This is a genomic window from Methylobacterium mesophilicum (assembly GCF_022179445.1).
GTDB lineage: Bacteria > Pseudomonadota > Alphaproteobacteria > Rhizobiales > Beijerinckiaceae > Methylobacterium > Methylobacterium mesophilicum.
In genome coordinates this window covers 1-19,743 of sequence record NZ_BPQU01000026.1, presented here as the reverse complement: position 1 = coordinate 19,743, position 19,743 = coordinate 1, and the positions used below count along the sequence as shown (strand labels likewise).

Below are 19,743 nucleotides of genomic sequence, written 5' to 3'. Positions count from 1 at the left end.
CGCCGGGTCGACCCTGCCCAGCATGTTGTGTTCGATCCCGGGGGCCGGGATCGAACGCGTATCGCGGAGGCCCGCGCCCTCAGGCGCCGAGGCCGCCGACGCAGAGGTACTTGGTGTTCAGGTAATCCTCGATGCCTTGGTAGGAGCCCTCGCGGCCGAGGCCGGATTCCTTCACGCCGCCGAAGGGCGCCACCTCGGTGGTGATGATGCCCTCATTGATCCCGACCATGCCGTATTCCAGCGCCTCGGCGACCCGGAAGGTGCGGCCGAGGTCGCGGGTGTAGAAGTAGCAGGCCAGGCCGAACTCGGTGTCGTTGGCCATGCGGATCGCCTCCGCCTCGTCGCGGAACCGAAACAGCGGCGCCAGCGGCCCGAACGTCTCCTCCCGGGCGACCGCCATGTCGGGGGTCGCGCCGGTGATCACGGTCGGCTCGAAGAACTGACCGCCCAACGCGTGGCGATGCCCGCCCGCGACCACCCGGCCGCCCTTCTCGACGGCGTCGCGGATATGGGCCTCGGTCTTCTCGACCGCGGCCATGTCGATCAGCGGCCCCTGGGCGACGCCCTCCTCGATACCGTTGCCGACCTTCAGGCGGTTGGCGGCCTCGGCCATCTTGTCCGCGAAGGCGTCGTAGATCCCGTCCTGCACCAGGAAGCGGTTGGTGCAGATGCAGGTCTGGCCGGAGTTGCGGTACTTGGCGAGCATCGCGCCGGCCACGGCCCGGTCGAGGTCGGCGTCGTCGAACACGATGAACGGCGCGTTGCCGCCCAACTCCATCGAGACCTTCTTCACCGTGTGGGAAGCCTGCTCCAGCAGCACCTTGCCGACCTCGGTGGAACCGGTGAACGTTATTTTTTTGACGTGTGGGTTGCCGGTCATCTCACCGCCGATGGCCCGGGCCGAGCCGGTGAGGATGCTGACGGTCCCGGCCGGGAAGCCGGCCTTCTCGCACAGCACGCCCCAGGCGAGGCCCGAGAGCGGGGTCTGCGAGGCCGGCTTGATCACGATCGGGCAGCCGGCGGCCAGCGCCGGGGCGATCTTGCGGGCGATCATCGAGGACGGGAAGTTCCACGGGGTGATCGCCGCGACCACGCCCACCGGCTCCTTGGTGACCAGGATCTTGCGGTCGCCCCAGGGGGAGGGGATCACGTCGCCGTAGACGCGCCGCGCCTCCTCGGCGAACCACAGCACGTAGGCCGCCGACATCGCGACCTCGCCGCGGGATTCGGTCAGCGACTTGCCCTGCTCGGCGGTGAGGATCTGCGCCAGATCCTCCTGGTTCTCGGTCACCAGGGCGGCGAGCTTGCGCAGCAGCACGGCGCGCTCGTTGGCGGTCTTGGCGCGCCAGGCCGGATAGACGTCGTGCGCTGCCTGGATCGCCTGGCGGGTCTCCTCGGCGCCGGCATTCGGCACCCGGGCGATCACGGCGCCGGTGGCGGGGTTGGTGACGTCGATGGTGCCGGACCCGGCCTTCGACCATTCCCCGCCGATCAGGCAGGCTTCGACGAGGAGGGTGCGGTCCTTCAGGGTGAGCGTATCGGACTCAGGCATTCAACGGTTCCTTCGGCGGCTGCGGCCTGTCCGGCTGAGACAGGGCCGTCCGCGACTTGAGGGGCACGCTCTGGGCCGTATTCCTCGCCTGCGCCTCGGCTTTTGTCTCGAAGACATGCGGAGCCAGATCGCGGCTCGCCAACGAGGCGCCGAGTTTCAATCGCAAGAACGCGCTGGTCGTGTAGCGCGATGCAGTCTCGTAGTACCGGTTCTCCAGATAAGCGATCGCCGAGAAATAGGCATCGCTCACCGTCGGGTCGATCTCGAACCCATCGTAGTTGGCGATCAGGTGGACCTTGCGACCGATTTCCTGGCAGGCGCGCTCGTATTCGCGGCGCACCAGTTCGACGTCGTCGATAGTCCTGACCTGGAAGCCTTCGAGGTTCGAGAACAGAATGTTGCGTTCCCGGTCGTAGCTGATCCGCTCCGACAGGGAGAGTCCGAGGAGCCATGGCTCCAGCCCCATGACGGCGTCGCGGAACAGCCGCGGATCCATGGGTTTCGGGTCCTGCACGATCGGCGTGAATCCCATCTGCCCGAGGATGTCCCGCGCGATGTCGACCCCGGGGGCGACCTCGGCCAGCTCCATGCCGGCCTTGGTCCGGCGGAACACGCAGCGCTCGGTCACGTAGAGCACCGGCTGGCCACGCTCGGCCGCGTAGGCACCCGAGAAGGTCACCTGCTCCACCGCGGCGATGAATTTTTTCGAGCGTCCCTCGGTGACGATCCGGATGCCGTCGCCCTCGACCACCACCTCCAGCCCGTCGGCCGTGAAGGTGCCGGCGAACACCAGGCTCTTGGCGTTCTGCGAGATGTTGATAAAGCCGCCGGCGCCGGCGAGCCTTTTGCCGAAGCGGCTGACGTTGACGTTGCCCTCGGAATCGCATTGCGCGAGCCCGAGGCAGGCGAGGTCGAGGCCGCCGCCGTCGTAGAAGTCGAATTGCTGGTTCTGGTGCAGCACCGCCGCCGGGTTGAGGGCGGCGCCGAAGTCGAGCCCGCCCTGCGGCAGGCCGCCGATCACCCCGGGCTCGGCGGTGAGCGTCAGGTATTTCAGCACCCGCTCTTCGGCGGCCACCGCCGCGACCCCCTCGGGCATGCCGATGCCGAGATTGACCACGCCGCCCGGGGGCAGCTCGAAGGCGCAGCGCCGGGCGATGACCTTGCGGGCATCGAGCGGGATCGGCGGGATCCGGTCGAGAGGCACCCGTTGGCGGCCCGTGAAGGCGTGGTTGTAAGCGGTGCCGTAGGTCTGGCGGTGGTTCTCCGGCTGGCTCAGCACCACGCAATCGACCAGCACCCCCGGCACCTGCACCTCGCGGGGGGCCAGCGAGCCGGCCTCGGCCAAGCGCTCGACCTGGGCGATGACGAAGCCGCCCGAGTTCTTGGCCGCCATGGCGGCGGCGAGGTTGTCGAGGGTGAGCGCCTCGCGCTCCATGGTGATGTTGCCGGCCGGATCCGCCGTGGTGCCGCGGATCAGCGCGATGTTCACCGGAAAGGCCTTGTAGTGCAGCCAGGACTCGCCGCCGAGCTCGACCACGCTGACCAGATCCTCATGGGTGACGGCGTTGAGCTTGCCGCCTTCGAGCCGCGGATCCACGAAGGTGCGCAGGCCGACCTTGGTGATGTGGCCAGGCGTATGCGCGGCGATCTCCCGGTAGAGATGCGACACGACGCCGAGCGGCAGGTTGTAGGCCTCGATCTCGCCGTCGATCGCCATCTTCGCCAGCTTGGGCACCAGCGCCCAGTGACCGCCGACGACGCGACGCACCAACCCCGGGATCGCCAGCCGGTTGAGGCCGCGCTCCTTGCCGTCGCCGGGCGCGGCGGCGAACATCAGCCCGAGCCCATGCGGGCCCTGGCCGGCCTCGAACCGCCGGGCGAGCGCCAGGATTAGCTCGTCCGGCGTGCCGATGCCGACGAACCCCGAGACCGCGACCATGTCGCCGTCCTGCAGGATGGCGAGCGCCTCGTCGGCGCTGACGATCTTGTTCTTCAGGCTGCCCATGCGGTTATCCTCGGAGCCTGGAATCGGACATCATCGCGATCGGAGCACCGGCCGATCCCACCCATCACCCTCATCCTGAGGTGCCGGGCGATCGCAGATCGCTCGGCCTCGAAGGAGCCCTCCAGAGGCCGCTGCGATCCCTGGAGGGCTCCTTCGAGGGCGACGCTGCGCGCCGCCACCTCAGGATGAGGGAGAGATCCGGATCGGCCGACGGTATTGGCCCGCAATGTGGCGCGGGATCCGCGCGTCCTCCCTCCCCCCTCTGCGGGGGAGGGTGGGCCGGCCGTCAGGCCGGATCGGGAGAGGGGAGCGCCGCTGCCGGAAAAGTCGCAACGGAGTTCATATCCACCACCGTCGCGCTGCCCCTCTTGCGGAACCTCGTCCCGGCTTCCCCTGCTTCGCGGTGTACCCTCCACCACAGAGGCAAAAACGTTCACACATCGGCTCTCATAGGGCGCGACGAGCCCCCTCTCCCGTGCGGGAGAGGGTTGGGGTGAGGGATGCGACCTGTCCGGAAGACCCTGATCCCTCACCCTGTCCCTCTCCCGCACGGGAGAGGGGACCCGCGCTTCATCCGGCGCGCGTATTGCCCCGCCCGACGTGCGAATCCGCGAGCCCGCGGAGGGGGGAGGGGGACAAGCAGCGCGCCTCTCATCCACGAACGTGCACCCGGCAGCTCTCCTGTCGCGGCGCATCACCCTACCCACGCGCACCCAGCCAGTCGGCGATGCCGGAGCCCAGCAACTTCTGCGCCTTGCCGCCGACGAAGACGCCGACATGGCCGCCAGGCAGGCCGAGCTCCGTGTAGTCGTCGGTGCCGATCTTGTCCTTGAGCGCCTGTGACGTCGCCGGCGGGATGATGTGGTCGTCCTGGGCGAAGACGTTCAGCACCGGGCAGGCGATCCGTTTCAGGTCGACCGTGCGGCCGCCGAGCACGAAGGCGCTCTGGACCAGCTTGTTGTCCTGGTAGAGATCCTTGAGCCATTGCTTGGCCGCCTCGCCCGGATGGTCCGGCCGGTCGGCGATCCACTTCTCCATGCGCAGGAAGTTCAGGAACTTCTTCTTGTCGTCGAGGGCGTCGAGCAAGTCGAGATTGTACTTCGTCATGGTCCGCATCGGCGTCATCATCGAGAACACCGAGCCCATGAACGCCCCGGGCAGCGAGCCCTGCGCGTCGATCAGGCGGTCCACGTCTTCCGGCGACAGGGAGCGGGTCCAGACGTTGATGAAGCCGTGGCCGGCCCGGGACTCGCGGGTGTCGGCGTGGAAGTCGATCGGCGTGATGGTCAGCACCATCGCGTTGACGCGCTCCGGGTAGAGCGCCGCGTAGCAGGTCGTGAAGACGCCGCCCTCACAGATCCCGAGCAGGTTGATTCTCTCGCGGCCGGCGGCCTCGCCGATGAAGGCGACACACTCGGCCAGATAGTCGTCGACGTAGTCGTCGATGGTGACGTACCGATCGGCCCGGCCGGGATTGCCCCAATCGACCACGTAGAGGTCGAGGCCGAGATTGAGCAGGTTGCGGACCAGCGAGCGGTCCTCCTGCAGGTCGGCCATCGTGTAGCGGCCGATCAGCCCGTAGACGATCAGCACCGGCGGCAGGCCCTTACTCTCGGCGAGCGGTCGGTAGCGGTAGAGCGAGACCTTGTCCTGGCTCCAGACCAGGTCCTTGGGCGTGGTGGCGATCTGCACGTCGGCGTCGCGCACGTCCGAGAACAGCTTGGCGCCCGCACTGATCCGCCGGCCGAGTTCGGCGACTTCGGCCATCATCTCTGCGGGGTTGAGCGGGAGCGGCGCAGTCGGAGCCTTCGGGGCGGCCCGGTCCGTTCCACCCTTGTCGGCCCTGCCTCCGCCAGCCATGCCCCCGTCACCCATGCCCTCATCAGCCATGCGCGTCCTCCGTTGCCGGCGCGGCGGCGCCGTTGGTCCTGGAGACCCGGGCAGCCTCCCGGCGCTCGCGGCGCAGGGCCCGGACCTCCCGGCGCAGCTCGGTCAGGCTCTTGTGCACGTCGTCGAGCTCGGCCCGGGTCGGCTGCCCGTAGAAATCCGACAGGAAGGCCGAGAGGTCCTGCTGGGCGAGCCGCAGGTCGGTCGAGGCCTTCAGCACCACCCGCTGCGAGGCCAGGAACGCCTCGGAGCGCTGGACCTCCAGCAGAACCGCGTTGGCGGTCTCGGTCCAACGGGTCATCATCTCGCGGGCGGAGCTGAAGCCCTCGCCGCGCTCCGCACGGTCATTGGCCTCCTTGGCGAAGGTGCCGGCCGCCCGGGTCCAGGCATCCAGCATCACCGCCTGGTGTTCGGCCTGCGCCCGCCGCAACGCCGCCCAGGCCGTGAACAACGCGCCGTAGCGCCGCTCGGTCTGCCACAGGTCGGCGAGTTGGGGCCCCTCGGACATCCGCGTCAGAGCCGCGTCGAACTCGGCCGAGCCGCCGAGCCAGGCCTGTGGATCGAAGATCCGCGCCAGCACCGCTCCGGCGGTCGAATCCGGCGCTCCGGCGCCCCCCTGCAGCGATGCGGTCAAAGTCTGCGACAGGGCGGTCGCCGAAGCCCAGGCCTGGGCGAGATGACTCTGCGCCGTGGCGAGGCTGGAGAGATCGGTCTGCGGCGGGGTCGGCCACGAGAAGCCCGGTGCGGCCCCGGGGGCGAAGAAGCCGGCGCCGGCACGGGTCCAGAACTCGCCCATCGCCTTGAACGCGTCGAACTGATCCATGACGGCGCACCTCCTCGCGGTTCTCCGGCCTCCTTGGCGGGCCGGTTGTCGGGCCGTTCAGGCGGCGGGGCGCGCTTCGCCGAGCGCCTCGCTGTAGATCGCGTAGGCGTCGTCGTAGGTGACCTCGCGCGGGTTGTTCACCAGAAGCCGCGTCTGCTTCATCGCGTCGGTAGCCATCCGCTCCAGATCTTTTTGGGCCACGCCGACCTCCGCGAGCGAGGCCGGGACATTGCAGTCGCGGCAGATCGCGTCGAGGCTTTCGACGAAGCGGGCGGCGGCCTCGGCCGGCGGGAGATCGGCCGCCGCCGGATCCAGGATCGGTGCCAGCTCGGCGTAGAGCGCCTCCGCGTGGGACAGGTTGAAGCGCATCACCCCCATCAGCACCAGGGCGTTGGAGAGCCCGTGCGGCACGTGGAAGATCGCGCCGACCGGATAGGCCAGCGCGTGCACCGCCGCCACCGGGGCGTTGGCGAAGGCCATGCCGGCGAGCATCGAACCCAGCAGCATCCCCGAGCGCGCCTCGAGGTTGCGGCCGTCCGAGCAGGCGGTGCGGATGTTGGCCGAGAGCAGGGCCAGGGCCTGCTTGGCGAGCTGATCCGAGATCGGGTTCTTCTTGTTCTTGCTGGTGAACGCCTCGATGGCGTGGACCATGGCGTCGATGCCGGTGGCCGCGGTGACGTGGGCCGGCAGGCCCAGGGTCAACTCGGGATCGAGCACCGCCCAGTCAGGCAGGAGTTTCGGCGCGACGACGCCCTTCTTCTCGGTGGTCGGCGTCGTGACGATCGAGATCGGCGTGACCTCGGAGCCGGTCCCGGCGGTGGTCGGCACCAGGATCAGCGGCAGCCGGTCACCCTTGGCCAAGCCGACGCCGTAGATCGAATCGAGCGGCTCGTCGGACTTCGCCAGGTAGGCCACCAGCTTGGCGGTATCGAGCGCCGAGCCGCCGCCGATCGACAGGACGAGGTCGGTGCCGAGTTCCCGGGCGCGCTTGGCCGCCGCCTCGATCACCGTGGAGGGCGGGTCGGCGACCACGTCCTCGTAGACGTCGATGGCGATGCCGGCCGCCGCCAGCGCAGCCTCGGCGGCCTCGGTCAGGCCGGCCTTGCGCACGCCCTTGTCGGTGACCAGCAGGACGCGCTTGGCCCCGAAGGTGGCGACGATCTCCGGAAGTTTCTTCGAGGCGCCAGCCTCGAACAGCACGTTCGGGGTTGTCTGGAAGGTGAACGGATTCATCGCGCTGTCCTGTTGTCGAGCCGGGATCGAATCGGAGCCTATTCTACTCGGCCGGCTCGAAATCCTTCACCTTTTCGCGCAACTCCTCGACCAGCACGCGGGTGTTCTCCGAATAGTCGATCGGCACCGCGACGAGGTGGACGCCGCCCTCGGCGAAAGCGCGGTCCAGGGTCGGAACGAGGTCGTTGACGGCTTCGACCCGGTGGCCCTTGGCGCCGTAGGCCTGGGCGTAGAGCACGAAATCCGGGTTGCCGAAGGTCATCCCGTAATCGGCGAACTTGTCGACGGCCTGCTTCCAGCGGATCATGCCGTAGGCCGAGTCGTCGAGGATCAGCACGACCAGGTTGAGCTTGAGCCGAACGGCGGTCTCCAACTCCTGGCTGTTCATCATGAAGCCGCCGTCGCCGCACACCGCCATGACGCGGCGGTTCGGGTAGAGCATCGCCGCCATCATGGCGGAGGGCAGCCCCGCGCCCATGGTGGCGAGGGCGTTGTCGAGCAGCAGCGTGTTGGCGACGTAGGTGCGGTAGTTCCGGGCGAACCAGATCTTGTACATGCCGTTGTCGAGGCACACGATCCCGTCCTCCGGGATCACCCGCCGGACGTCGCGCACCAGACGCTGCGGCGTCACCGGGAAGCGGTCCTCGCCCGCCCGGTCGGCGATGTGGTCGAGGATGTGCTCGCGCAGGTGCAGCAGGGCGCCGGCGTTGGGCAGCTTACCCTCCAGCTTGTCGGCGAGCAGCTTCAGGGTCGGCCCGAGGTCGCCGACCACCTCTGCGTCTGGGTAGTAGACCTGCTCGACGTTGGCCGGCATGTAGCCGATGTGCAGCACCTTCTGGTCGGCCTGGCCCATGAAGAAGGGCGGCTTCTCGATCGTGTCGTGGCCGATCGCGATGATCAGGTCGGCCTTGTCGATCGCCTCGTGGACGTAGTCGCGCTCGGACAGCGCCGCGGTGCCCATGTAGAGGCTGGTGCCGCTGGCGACCGTGCCCTTGCCCATCTGAGTGGTGAAGAACGGGATCTGGGTGCGCCGGACGAAGCCGCCGAGGTCGCCGGTGGCGCGCGGGCGGCTGGCGGCGGCGCCCAGCATCACGAGCGGCCGCTTGGCCGCCAGGATCATGGCGGCGGCCCGCTCGATCGCGGTCGGGTGGGCGACCGGGATGTCGATCGGATGCGGCGGCACGACGTAGGCCTCGGCCTGCTCGGCGGCGATGTCCTCGGGCAGTTCCAGCAGCACCGGCCCGGGGCGCTCCTCGGTGGCGACCCGGAAGGCGTCGCGGACGATCGTCGGGATCGAGGAGGCGGAGACGATCTGCCGGGCCATCTTGGTGATCGGCTTCATCGAACTGATCACGTCCACGATCTGGAACTTCGCCTGCCGGGCCGACAGGATGCCCTTCTGACCGGTGATGATGATCATCGGCATCGCGCCGAGATGGGCGTAGGCCGCGCCGGTCGAGAAGTTCAGGGCGCCCGGGCCCAGGGTCGACAGGCACACGCCCGGCCGGCCGGTGAGGCGGCCATGCGTCGCCGCCATGAAGCTCGCCGCCTGCTCGTGGCGGGTCAGCACCAGCTCGATCTTGGAGGTGCGGAGCGACTCGACGACGTCGAGGTTCTCCTCGCCGGGGATGCCGAAGATGCGGTCGACGCCCTCGTTCTCGAGGGCCGCAATGAGTAGATCTGAGCCCTTGGGCATGTGATGTCCCACTGATGCGGCGCCCGACGGCACCGTCCGGCCCGGCCCGATCCGCGCGCCCGATTCACCCTCTGCACGCCGGTGTGATTCGTACGGTTCGGATCGGGACGGACACCCTCCGAATAGGCGACCGGTTAGAGGGCTGGCCTGTAGTGTGGTCAAGGGCCGCCGAGGCTGAAAGGTCACAGAGCGGTGCCAATCCTATCGTGTACGTGGATAAGGCCGTCTGGGACCGACCGAGTACGGTCGAGGTTGTCGCCTACGCGGTTCGGCGGGGGATCATGGACAAGGTGCCAAACGACGAGATGCGCGCCGCGGCGTCGCTTCCGGCCGGCGACGAGCCAGCCGAGGACGTTGTGCTGGCGCCCCTGGCGGACTTCCCGCGGATCGATCTCCGGGCCGGCGTCGAGCCCTGGGACAAGCGCCGGCAGGCCGGCAAGGCGCTGCGCGCGAAGGTCCCGCACCAGGACCACGCGGCCCTGCGCTCGGAGCCGGATCGCCCCGATCCGATCGGCCTGATCGAGGCGGCCCACGAGGGTCGGCAGGCGCATCTGATCCCACTGCGGGTCGCCCGGATGGCGACGAGCCCCTTCGCCTTCCTGCGCGGCGCCGCCCACGTGATGGCCTGGGACCTGTCGCGCGGCCCGCGCAGCGGCATCGACGTGGTCATGAACGGCGACGCCCACATCGACAATTTCGGCCTGTTCGGCACCCCGCAGCGCGACATCGTCCTCGATCTCAACGATTTCGACGAGGTCACGGTCGGCCCGTGGGAATGGGACCTGAAGCGGCTCTGCGCCGGGATCGCGGTCGCCACGGCCGATGCCGGCACACCGGCCGAATCGCGCCGGGCCGCCGTGATGAACGCGGTGTCCGGCTATCAGCGCACGATGCGGCGCCTGGCGCCGCAGGGCTCCCTGGATGTCTGGTATCAGACCACCCGGGCGGACGCGGCTGAACTCGGCGGAATCCGGATGGATCCCGAGGCCCAATCGGTGGTGCGCCGGGCGGTCGAGAAGGCCCGCCGCAAGAACAACCGCAGCCTCCTGGCCCAGATGGCTGAGCGGCGTATCGACGGCGGCTGGCGCTTCCGGACCGACGCGCCGATCCTGACCCCGGTCGACGAGACCACCCGGCAGCAGATCGTCTCGGGGCTGGAGCGCTATGCCGAGACCCTGCCGCGCGAGCGGCGGTTCATGCTCGATCGCTACCAGGTCATCGATGTCGCCCATCGCGTCGTCGGGGTCGGCAGCGTCGGGACGCGGGCCTATGTGGCGCTCCTGTGCGGAAACTCCGACCGCGATGCGCTCTTCCTGCAGGTCAAGGAGGCGGTCCGCCCGGCCCACGGCCCCTACCTGCCGGGGATGCCGGAGCCCTATGCCGGCCACGAGGGCGAGCGGGTCATCTACGGCCAGCGCCTGCTGCAGGCGGTGGGCGATCCGCTGCTCGGCTGGACCACCATCGACGGCCGTCCGTTCTACGTGCGCCAGATGAAGAACCTGAAGGGCGCGATCCCGCTCTCCGACATGTCCGGCCCTTCGCTCATGACCTTCTCGTACGCCTACGGGGCACTCCTCGCCCGGGCCCATGCCCGCACCGGCGACGCCGCGGCGATCGCCGGCTATTGCGGCCGCGGCAAGAACCCGGACCTGCGCGAGGCCTTGGCCGATTGGGCGGCGTCCTATGCCGAGCGCAACGCCGAGGATTTTGACCTGTTTCGCGCGGCGATCGCCGACGGGCGGCTGGAGTCGGCGGACGATCCCTGTTTGTGAGGCGATGTCCGGTCGAGGCGCACGCCTTTCCCGTCATTGCGAGCGCAGCGAAGCAACCCGCGGTAGCACGAGATCCCGAAACCGTGGCGCACCACTGGGCTGCTTCGCTACGCTCGCAATGACGGTGTGGGACGATTGATGAGACCGTGTCCAACGCGTGGGTTGCAGACATCCCCGTCAATCCGACGTCGAGATTGGGAAAGATCTGTCACAGCATCCCGAATTCAGGCGCCTCGTTGGCGAGCCGCACCAATAGGTCGCGCAGCCAGCGATGGGCGGGATCGCGATCGTAGGAGGCGTGCCACAGCATCGACACGGCCACCTCGTCGAGCGCCACCGGCACCGGGCTGACCGCCAGGGAGAGCGCGCTGGCGAAGGAGGTCGCCAGCCTCGCGTGCATGGTGGCGATCACCGGCGCGGCGCGGACCATGAACGGCACCACGAGGAAGCGCGGCGTGGTCACCGCGAGGATGCGCGAGCGCCCCAGCGCCGCCAGCGCGTCGTCCACGACTCCGTGGGCCGTCTCCCGCAACGAGGTCAGGACGTGCGGGAAACGCAGGTAGTCATCGAGCCCGATCGGCGGCTGGATCCCGATCAGGTCGGCGTTGAACAGGACCACGTAGCTGTCGCGATAGAGCAGCCGCTGCTTGTGGTGCAGTTGCCCCTCGGTGAAGAACCCGATGGCGAGATCGACCCGGTCGGCATCCAGCTCGTCCAGGATGCGGGCCCGCTCAACGGAGCGCAGCAGCAGCCGGATCCCCGGCGCGTCCCGGCGCAGCTGCGCGATCAGCCGGGGCCCGAGCAGGACCTCGACGCTGTCGGGCAGGCTCAGCGTGAAGCTGCGCTCGACGGTGGCCGGATCGAACCGCTCCTCCCGGTGGACGAGGGCCTGGACCTGCCGCAGCGTCGCCCGCAGCGGCTCGACGAGCTTCAGCGCCCGCGGCGTCGGCCGCATCCCGTCGGGGGCGCGCGTGAGCAGCTCGTCGTCGAACAGGCGACGCAGCCGGGCGAGGCTCGAACTCATCGCCGACTGGCCGACGCCGATCCGCGCCGCCGCCCGGGTGACGCTGCGCTCGTCGAGCAGCGCGTCGAGGGCGACCAGCAGGTTCAGGTCGATCCGGCTGAGGTCGATATGGTCGATGGCCACGCGCGCTGCGATCGGTTCGAGGTCGGGCGCTCTCCATAGCAGAGCACGGCCGTCACGCCGTCACGGGCTCCCGCGGCTCGGTGTGGTCGAACAGGCGCGGCGGCGCGATCTCGTTCCGGGCGCCCATCCGGTCGACCAGGTGGTCGGCCACCCGCAGGGCGTTGGCGATGATCGTGAGCGTCGGGTTCACCGCGCCGATCGACGGGAAGAAGCTCGCATCGGTGACGTAGAGGTTGTCGAGTTCATGCGCCTTGCAGTTCCGGTCCAGTACGGAGGTAGCGGGGTCGTCCCCGAACCGCAGGGTTCCGGCCTGGTGCGCGGTGCCGCCGATCGGGATGTTCTTGCCCAGGTAGAGCGAGCGGTCGAACAGGTGCGGGTGCATGTCGGTGAAGCTGCAGATCTCCTGCAGCTTGCGCCGCAGCCGCTTGTGCGCCTCCACGTTGGTCTCGGTGAGGTCGAGATGGACCTTGCCATCCTTGTAGTAGACCCGGTTCTGGGCCAGCGGGATGTCCTCCGAGGTCAACCAGAAATCGACGGAGTGCTTCGCGATCCAGTCGAACGGCTTGTTGGGAAACCATTGCAGGAAGCCCGGCAGCCCCTCGCCGTGGATCTGGGCGCCGTCGGACTTGCCGACCATCTGGATGTGGCCCAGCGGGAAGTCCCAGTCGTCCTTCGGGTCCGGGTCGCCGAAATAGAAGTCGTTGAGACCGAGCGTCTTCTGGAAACGGGTCGGGTTCGGCACCTTGGAGATCGCCAGGACCGTCGAGTTGTTGTGGCGCATGTAGTTGCGCCCGACCTGTCCGGAGCCGTTGGCGAGGCCGTCCGGATGTCGGTCGTTGGCAGAACGCAGCAGCAGCAGTGCCGAGGAGAGCGCCCCGCAGGCCACGACGACGAGGTCGGCGGAGGCTTCGAACGGCGCGTCGTCGCGGGTGCCGACAACGCCGGTCACGCTGCGCCCGCTCGGGTCGGTGACGAGCCGCTCGACATAGGTGCGGGTGAGCAGCGTCAGGTTCGGGCAGTCGCGCAAAGCCGGATCGACCACCATGGTCTGCGCGTCGGACTTGCCGTTGGTCGGGCAGGGGAAGCCGTCAAAGGATTCGCACTTGATGCAGGGCGAGGTCGACACCGCGCGCCCGTCCTTCTCCACCAGCCGCACGCCGACCGGCAGGTGGAACGGGTGATGGCCGGCATCCTTCAGGTTGTCGAACAGCTGCTGGATCCGCGGCTCGTGGGACACCGGCGGATGAGCGTAGGGCTTGCGCGACCAGGGCTCGGTCGGATCCTCGCCGCGCTGGCCGTGGACGTGGAACAGCTCCTCGGCGGCCTGGTAATGCGGCTCGAACTCGTCGTAGCCGACGGGCCAGGCGGGGGCGATGCCGTCCTCGTGGCGGATATCCGAAAAGTCCTTTTCCCGGAGCCGGAACAGGACCGAGCCGTAGAATTTCGAATTGCCTCCGACGTAGTAGTGCAGGCCGGGTTGGAAGCTGCCGCCGTCGGATGAGTACCAGGTCTCCTTGGTCTGGTAGTAGCCGTCGACGATCACCGCCTGGCTGTCCCAGTTGCGCGGTTCGCGCAGCAGATAGTCGCCGCGCTCGATCAGGAGAATGCGCTTGCCGGTCTGCGCCAGGCGCCATGCCATCGTCCCGCCGCCGGGGCCGGATCCGACGACGATCACGTCGTAATGCTCACCCGGCATCAATTCTGTCTCCGTCCGGACCGATCGTCCTGGCAGGCAACTCTCGAGCCGGACTTCGGATCGCGCCGCGGCGCGGTTTTGCGGCGCGGCGCTGCGAATGCTGCAACCGGCGGTTAAGCGCTTTTCCCAACGCGACCTTCAGGTTCACCTGCGATCCTGCACCGAGCCGGCCTGAAGCCGGGGAGGCATCCATGGTCGTCAAGGACATCGCGCTCGTGCTGGCGCTGCTCATCGCGGCAGCCCTGGCGCTCGGCCATTGGCGCGCCCGGCGCGCGCGACCGGACGAGACCGAGGCCGAGCGGCTGCACGACCGCATCTGGCGGATCAGCGAGAGCGAGGACCGCTACCGCGCCCTGGTCGCGGCCACCACCGAGGTGATCGTCCAGCGCGACGCCCGCGGCCGCATCACCTACGCCAACGATGCGTACGCCCTGCTCTTCGGCCGCCCCGCCATCGACCTGCTCGGAGCGCAGATCGATCTGGAGATCCTGGAGCGGAACGCCGTCGAGGTCGGGGAGGACGGCGTGCGCCGCATGGAGGCGCAGGTCCGCTCGGTGGACGGGCAGGTGCGCTGGTTCGCCTTCGTGGAGATGCCGGTCGCGCACGGCGACGCGATGCACTGGCTGCGCGCCGGCCGGGACGTGACCGCCCGAGTCGAGGCGCTGCGCAGCCGCGATGCCGCCCTCGAGCGCGCCGAGGCCGCCAGCGTGGCGAAGTCGCGCTTCCTCGCCACCGTCAGCCACGAGATGCGGACGCCCCTGAACGGTATCCTCGGGATGGCCGACCTCGTGCTCGGCACCGCCCTCGACCTGGAGCAGCGGACCTATGTGGAGGCCGTGCGGACCAGCGGACAGGCACTGCTCGGGCTGATCGACGGCGTGCTCGACTTCTCGCGGATCGAGGCCGGGCGCCTCGACCTCGCGGCCGAGCCGTTCGACCTTCCGGCTCTGGCCGAGAGCGTCGTGGAGCTGCTGGCCCCGCGGGCGCAGGACAAGGGCATCGAGATCGCCCTCGACGTCACCGAAGATTTCCCCCGCGCGCTCGTCGGCGATGCGGACCGCGTCCGTCAGATCCTGATCAACCTCGCCGGCAACGCCATCAAGTTCACGGAGCGCGGGGGCGTCGGCGTGAGCCTGACCTTCGTCCGCATGCCGGGCGGGGGAGGGGAGGTGGTCCTGGCCGTTTCCGATACCGGCCCCGGCATCCCGGAGGAACGCTTGCCGGCCCTGTTCGAGGAGTTCGAGCAGGGTGACGGCAGCGCCAGCCGGAGCCACGAGGGCACCGGCCTGGGCCTCGCCATCACCCGCCGCCTGGTCACCGGCATGGACGGACGGATCGAGGCGGATTCGCGGATCGGGCGTGGCTCGACCTTCCAGGTCGTCCTGCCGCTGCCGGAAGCCGAGGCCGAGCGCGCCGACCTGGCCGCGCTGCCGCGGCTCGAAGGACGGCGCTGCCTGATCGTGGCCGACTCGCCCTATCAGGCTCCGTACCTCGCCCGGAGCCTGTCCCGGGCAGGCGCCGCGACGGTGATCGTCGGAACCCTCGAGGATGGCCTCGACGCCCTGTCGGGTGCGGCCTTCGACGCGGTACTAGCCGACCGGGCGCTGGGAGACGCGGCGGTCCGCCAGATCGCCGACGCCGCCCATGCCTGCGGGGTGCGCTGCAGCCTGGTCCTGCTGTCGCCCTTCGACCGCCGCGGCTTCGGGGCGCCGGGCGCCGCGGGCTTCGACGGATACCTGATCAAGCCGGTCCGGGCCCGCTCGCTGTTCGAGCGGCTGCTCGCCCCGCCGCCGACGATCGAATCCACGGCCATTCCGGCCCCGGCCCCGGTGAGGACCGGGACCGGCCAGCGGGTCCTGCTCGCCGAGGACAACCCGATCAACGCCCTGCTGGCGACCCGCGCGCTGGAGCGCCTCGGCGCCGAGGTGGTCCACGCCGTCGACGGCGTCGAGGCGCTCGAGCGGCTGGCAACGGCCGGACCGTTCGATCTCGCGCTGATCGACATCCGTATGCCGCGCCTCGACGGCCACGAGACCGCCCGCTGCATCCGGGCCGCGGAAGCCGCGGGGCAGGGTCCCCGGCTGCACCTCGTCGCCCTCACTGCCAATGCCGGCCGCGAGGACGAGATCGCCGCGCGCGAGGCGGGCTTCGACGGGTTCCTTGCCAAGCCGCTCAATCTGAAGCTGCTTCCGGGCCTGCTGGAGGACCGGACCGCGCGGGCCGCCTGACCGGGCCACGCCCGCGTTGACAGGAGCGCACCGGCCGCGCCAACAGGACGACCATGTCGACAGCGCCCACCACGTCGCCCGCACCGCGTTCCTCGAACGGCGCCCTTGCCGCCTGGGGCGTCGTGATCCTCATGGTCGCCACGGTCCTGCTCGGCGCGCTCTTGCCCACCCGCCACCCGGCGCCGGCACGTTCGGTCGCCGACGACCCCGCCTGCCTGGAATGGACCGACGGCTGCCGGGTCTGCCAGCGGCTGGCGGAGGGGCCGGCTTGCTCGCTTCCGGGTATCGCCTGCCAGACCGGCACCCCGCACTGCCTGCGTCACCGGGACGGGTGAGCACGGGCGCGCCGGTCCTCCGCTTCGCGCCGAGCCCGAACGGACGGCTCCACCTCGGCCACGCCTATTCGGCCCTGCTCAACGCCGACCTCGCCCGGCGGATGGGCGGCCTCTGCCGCCTGCGGATCGAGGACATCGATCCCGTCCGCTCGAAGCCGGAGCTGGTGGAGGCGATCGTCGCCGACCTCGCCTGGCTGGGCCTGACCTTTCCGGAGCCGGTGCGGCACCAATCCCAACACATGGACGCCTACCGGGCGGTGCTCGATGGCCTGATCGACCGGGGCCTGGCCTATCCCTGCTTCTGCTCGCGCGGCCAGATCCGCGCGCAGGCCGCCGCCTTGGAAGGGCACCCGCACGACCCCGACGGCGCACCGCTCTATCCCGGAACCTGCCGCAGACTCGATCCCGCGAGGGTGGCCGGGCGTCTTGCCGGGAACGCGCCGCATACCTGGCGCCTCGACATGGAAGCCGCCCTGCGCATCGCCGGCGACCGGCTGGGCTACACCGCCTTCGACGAAGCCGGCACGCGATGGGTCCAGGCTGCTCCGGCGCGCTGGGGCGATGCCGTGATCGCCCGCCGGGCCGTGCCCACCAGCTATCACCTCGCCGTCGTCCACGACGACGCGCAGGAGGGGATCACCCACGTGGTACGCGGCCAGGACCTGGAAGCGGCCACCGACCTGCACGTCCTGCTGCAGCACCTGCTCGATTTTCCGGTCCCGCGCTACCGCCACCACCGGCTGATCCTGGATCCGGGGGGAGAGAAGCTCGCCAAATCCCGCGCTTCGCAGAGCCTGGCCGACCTCAGGCAGGCGGGGGTGACGCCAGAACAGATCCGGGCGCGGCTCGGGTTCGGATAACGGGCGTCCAGCGCGTTCAGCGCACGGCGGCGTCGCGCTGCGCCAGCGCCGTGGCACTCTTCGATTTCAGCATGGTTGCGTCGATCTGCTCGCGCTGGCGCTTGAACTCGCTCAGCATCCGCCCGTCCAGCTCGCGCCCGCGGGGCACACGGATCTTCATCGGGTCGACGAAGTGGCCGTTGATGATCACCTCGTAATGGAGGTGCGGCCCGGTGGAGAGGCCGGTGGAGCCGAGATAGCCGATGATCTGCCCCTGACGGACCCGGCCCCCTTCCTTCACGCCCCGGCCGAACCGCGACATATGATTGTAGGTCGTGACGTAGCCGTTGACGTGCTGGATCTCGACCCGGTTGCCGTAGCCCGAGGTCATCTCGGCTCGGATCACCACGCCGTTGCCCGCCGCGGCGATCGGAGTCCCGATCGGGTTCGCCCAGTCGACGCCGGTGTGCAGCTTGGCATAGCCGAGGATCGGGTGGCGGCGGTAGCCGAAGCCGGAGCGCATGATCCCGTCCGGGATCGGCTTGCGCAGCAGGAACTTCTTGAGGGATCGCCCCTGGTCGTCGAGGTAATCGATCGTGCCGTCGTCCGGGGATTGGAAGCGGTAGACCTTGCGGGTCTCGCCGCCGAGGGTCAGCGCCGCGTAGAGCAGGTCCGGACGGTCGGCGGACGCGTCGTCGTCGTAGGTGTAGAACACGTCCAGGCCGTCGCCGCTGGCGATGCGGCGCTGGAAGTCGAGGTCGTAGCTGAACACCCGGACGATGTCCTCGACCGTGGCGCGCGGCAGGTCGTGGCGCGCGGCCGTCTCGTAGAGGCTCTGATACAGCCGCGGCCCAGAGCCCGAATCCTCGTCTTCGTCCTCGCCGGCCTCGGCCTGCGGCTGCGACTTGGCGGAGGGGGCGTCCTCGGTCGGGGGTGTCACCGACACGAAGGCGTTGCGGTCGTTGAGGGCGGCGATGCCCTCGATGCCGCTCTCGCCGTACAGCACCACACGGGTGACCTGGCGGGGGTCGCCGGGACGTGGGCCGGGGGCGACCTGCACGCGCATCTGCTGCCCCTCGGTGAGGGCGGCGGTGCGGGTCTTGCCCCCCAGCGCGGCGACGATCGCGCGGATCTGCTCGTCGCCGGCCATGCCGGTGGCCTTCAGGAGGGTCTCGAGGGTGTCGCCCCGCTTGAACGCGACGTCGCGCTCCTCCACGAGCGGCGCCTCGTTCGGTTTGAGCTCGACCTTCGCGACCTTGGTGACGTTCTCGGGGACGACCAGCACCTCGATCGCCTTGAACGGGTTGGCGTCCTTGGCGGCGGCACCCTCGGCGTCGCCGCCGGCGCCCTGCTGGAGCGTACGCGACAGCAGGATCTGCGGGGCGATCGGGATGGCGGCCCGGCGCCCGGCCTCGGCGGCGATGCGGCGCTCCTCCTCGACCTGTGCGGTGACGTCGTCGTCGGTGAGCGCCGGCGCGTTCGGATCGATGGCCGCGTCGGCGAGGTCGCGCTTGACCACCGTCACCTCGGCGCCCGGCGCGTCTGCGGCGGCATCGGGCGCGCGCTCCAGGGGCTCGTCGGAGACGAACTTCATCGGGTCGAACCGCGGCAGGTCGCCGGCATAGACGCCCGTGGTCATCGACAGGGGGGCGGTGATCCGTACGAAGGCCTTGGCCTTGATGATCTCGCGGTCCCCCAGTCGGACGGTCACGGGCGCGCGGAAACTCTGCTTGGCAGAGGCGATCATCAGGTTGCGCACCAGCCGGTCACCCTTGCGGGCGATGTTGGCGCCGCTCTCGCTCGGCTGCGGGCGCGCCATGATGGTGGCCTTCTCGGGGATCGCCGCGAAGGAGACGTCACCCTGGAGGGATACGTGCAGGGCGGCGGCGATCAGGCCGGCACCGGTGAGGCCGGTCAGCGTGCTGGCGCAGAGCCAGCGCAGATTGACCGCGCGCCGGTCGATCTGGGTCGCGTCGGCACCGAGGAGATCGAGGGGGGCCTGGACGCCGCGCCCGACGCCCGGGGCGAGGGCGGCCACGTCGCCGATCTTGAGTCGCTCGCGCTTCACTCGAAGGCCCCGGATAGACGACGGCGCATAGGCCTCCCGCCAGCCTGATGATCCACGGCCGGGCCGATCGCCATGCCGCCCACACCATTCATGTACGGGCCGCTCATTTCGGAGCGTAGCATGTCCAGATTGAGGCGTCGCGCGCTCACAGCGCGGACGGCCAGCCAGCTCCTTCTAAGAGGTTTGGGGCGCCGGGGCAGGGGAGGGGGGTTGGGCCGACGCTCAAAAACTCACGGACCGGTGTTGACGGCCGGGATTGTGCTGCGTATACACCGCTCATCGGCGCCGGCCGCGGAAGTGGCCCGGGCGCTGAGGCATCTTCTGACAGTTCAGCGGGATTGGCCGGCTTAAGAGCCGGGCGATCGCCTGTCTGTCTCTGGTGGGTGGGTCTTCGGGCCTGATCGACCGGTCTTTGACATTGTTGGATTTGAGGAAGGGAGACGCGGACGGCGTTTGTCCTTG

General features: G+C 69.6%; 13 protein-coding genes. 4 read left to right on the top strand and 9 right to left on the bottom strand.

What is annotated here, in order from left to right:
- Positions 1 to 79: 79 nt before the first annotated feature.
- The 6 genes from MFF40_RS21400 to MFF40_RS21375 form a co-directional block, all read right to left on the bottom strand.
- Entirely contained in the window at positions 80 to 1,552 is a 1,473-nt protein-coding gene (locus tag MFF40_RS21400; RefSeq protein ID WP_147896841.1) for an NAD-dependent succinate-semialdehyde dehydrogenase, read from the bottom strand.
- A complete protein-coding gene (locus MFF40_RS21395; protein ID WP_147855563.1) occupies positions 1,545 to 3,557 on the bottom strand; it encodes an acyl CoA:acetate/3-ketoacid CoA transferase in 2,013 nt (670 codons plus the stop codon). The genes MFF40_RS21400 and MFF40_RS21395 overlap by 8 nt, the downstream gene beginning before the upstream one ends.
- Before the next feature lie 699 nt (positions 3,558 to 4,256).
- The gene (gene phaC / locus MFF40_RS21390) at positions 4,257 to 5,327 is read right to left on the bottom strand and encodes a class III poly(R)-hydroxyalkanoic acid synthase subunit PhaC (RefSeq protein WP_147855567.1); all 1,071 of its coding nucleotides are present in this window, start codon (positions 5,325 to 5,327) and stop codon (positions 4,257 to 4,259) included.
- Between the two features lie 112 nt (positions 5,328 to 5,439).
- Entirely contained in the window at positions 5,440 to 6,267 is an 828-nt protein-coding gene (locus MFF40_RS21385; protein WP_147855565.1) for a poly(R)-hydroxyalkanoic acid synthase subunit PhaE, read from the bottom strand.
- A gap of 57 nt (positions 6,268 to 6,324) precedes the next feature.
- Positions 6,325 to 7,500 carry an iron-containing alcohol dehydrogenase gene (locus MFF40_RS21380; protein ID WP_147855566.1) on the bottom strand — a complete coding sequence of 392 codons (1,176 nt, stop codon included), beginning with the start codon at positions 7,498 to 7,500 and terminating at the stop codon, positions 6,325 to 6,327.
- A 43-nt stretch (positions 7,501 to 7,543) separates the two neighbouring features.
- The gene (locus tag MFF40_RS21375) at positions 7,544 to 9,196 is read right to left on the bottom strand and encodes an acetolactate synthase large subunit (RefSeq protein WP_238262131.1); all 1,653 of its coding nucleotides are present in this window, start codon (positions 9,194 to 9,196) and stop codon (positions 7,544 to 7,546) included.
- 281 nt (positions 9,197 to 9,477) lie between these two features.
- On the opposite strand from MFF40_RS21375, the gene MFF40_RS21370 reads away from it, so the two are divergent.
- Positions 9,478 to 10,968: a DUF2252 domain-containing protein gene (locus MFF40_RS21370; protein WP_147855957.1), complete on the top strand. Its 1,491-nt coding sequence runs from the start codon at positions 9,478 to 9,480 to the stop codon at positions 10,966 to 10,968.
- Positions 10,969 to 11,176: 208 nt separating this feature from the next.
- Here MFF40_RS21370 and MFF40_RS21365 read toward each other — a convergent pair whose 3' ends face one another.
- Both MFF40_RS21365 and MFF40_RS21360 read right to left on the bottom strand, forming a co-directional pair.
- On the bottom strand, positions 11,177 to 12,115 hold the full coding sequence (locus MFF40_RS21365) for a LysR family transcriptional regulator (protein WP_147896836.1): 939 nt from the start codon (positions 12,113 to 12,115) through the stop codon (positions 11,177 to 11,179).
- 52 nt (positions 12,116 to 12,167) lie between these two features.
- On the bottom strand, positions 12,168 to 13,811 hold the full coding sequence (locus MFF40_RS21360; protein ID WP_147855959.1) for a GMC oxidoreductase: 1,644 nt from the start codon (positions 13,809 to 13,811) through the stop codon (positions 12,168 to 12,170).
- A gap of 191 nt (positions 13,812 to 14,002) precedes the next feature.
- Between MFF40_RS21360 and MFF40_RS21355 the strand changes: the two genes are divergently transcribed.
- The 3 genes from MFF40_RS21355 to gluQRS are packed head-to-tail and all read left to right on the top strand — an operon-like array spanning position 14,003 to position 17,234.
- Positions 14,003 to 16,039 (top strand): ATP-binding protein, encoded by a 2,037-nt coding sequence (locus tag MFF40_RS21355; RefSeq protein ID WP_238262129.1) that lies wholly within the window; start codon positions 14,003 to 14,005, stop codon positions 16,037 to 16,039.
- 53 nt (positions 16,040 to 16,092) lie between these two features.
- Positions 16,093 to 16,374, top strand: coding sequence for a hypothetical protein (locus MFF40_RS21350; RefSeq protein WP_147896834.1), 282 nt, complete (start codon positions 16,093 to 16,095; stop codon positions 16,372 to 16,374).
- Positions 16,371 to 17,234, top strand: a complete 864-nt coding sequence (gene gluQRS / locus MFF40_RS21345; RefSeq protein WP_238262127.1) for a tRNA glutamyl-Q(34) synthetase GluQRS — start codon at positions 16,371 to 16,373, stop codon at positions 17,232 to 17,234. Before MFF40_RS21350 ends, gluQRS begins: the two co-directional genes overlap by 4 nt.
- A 16-nt stretch (positions 17,235 to 17,250) precedes the next feature.
- On the opposite strand, the gene MFF40_RS21340 is transcribed toward gluQRS, so the two are convergent.
- Entirely contained in the window at positions 17,251 to 19,281 is a 2,031-nt protein-coding gene (locus MFF40_RS21340; protein WP_238262125.1) for a M23 family metallopeptidase, read from the bottom strand.
- Positions 19,282 to 19,743 lie beyond the last annotated feature (462 nt).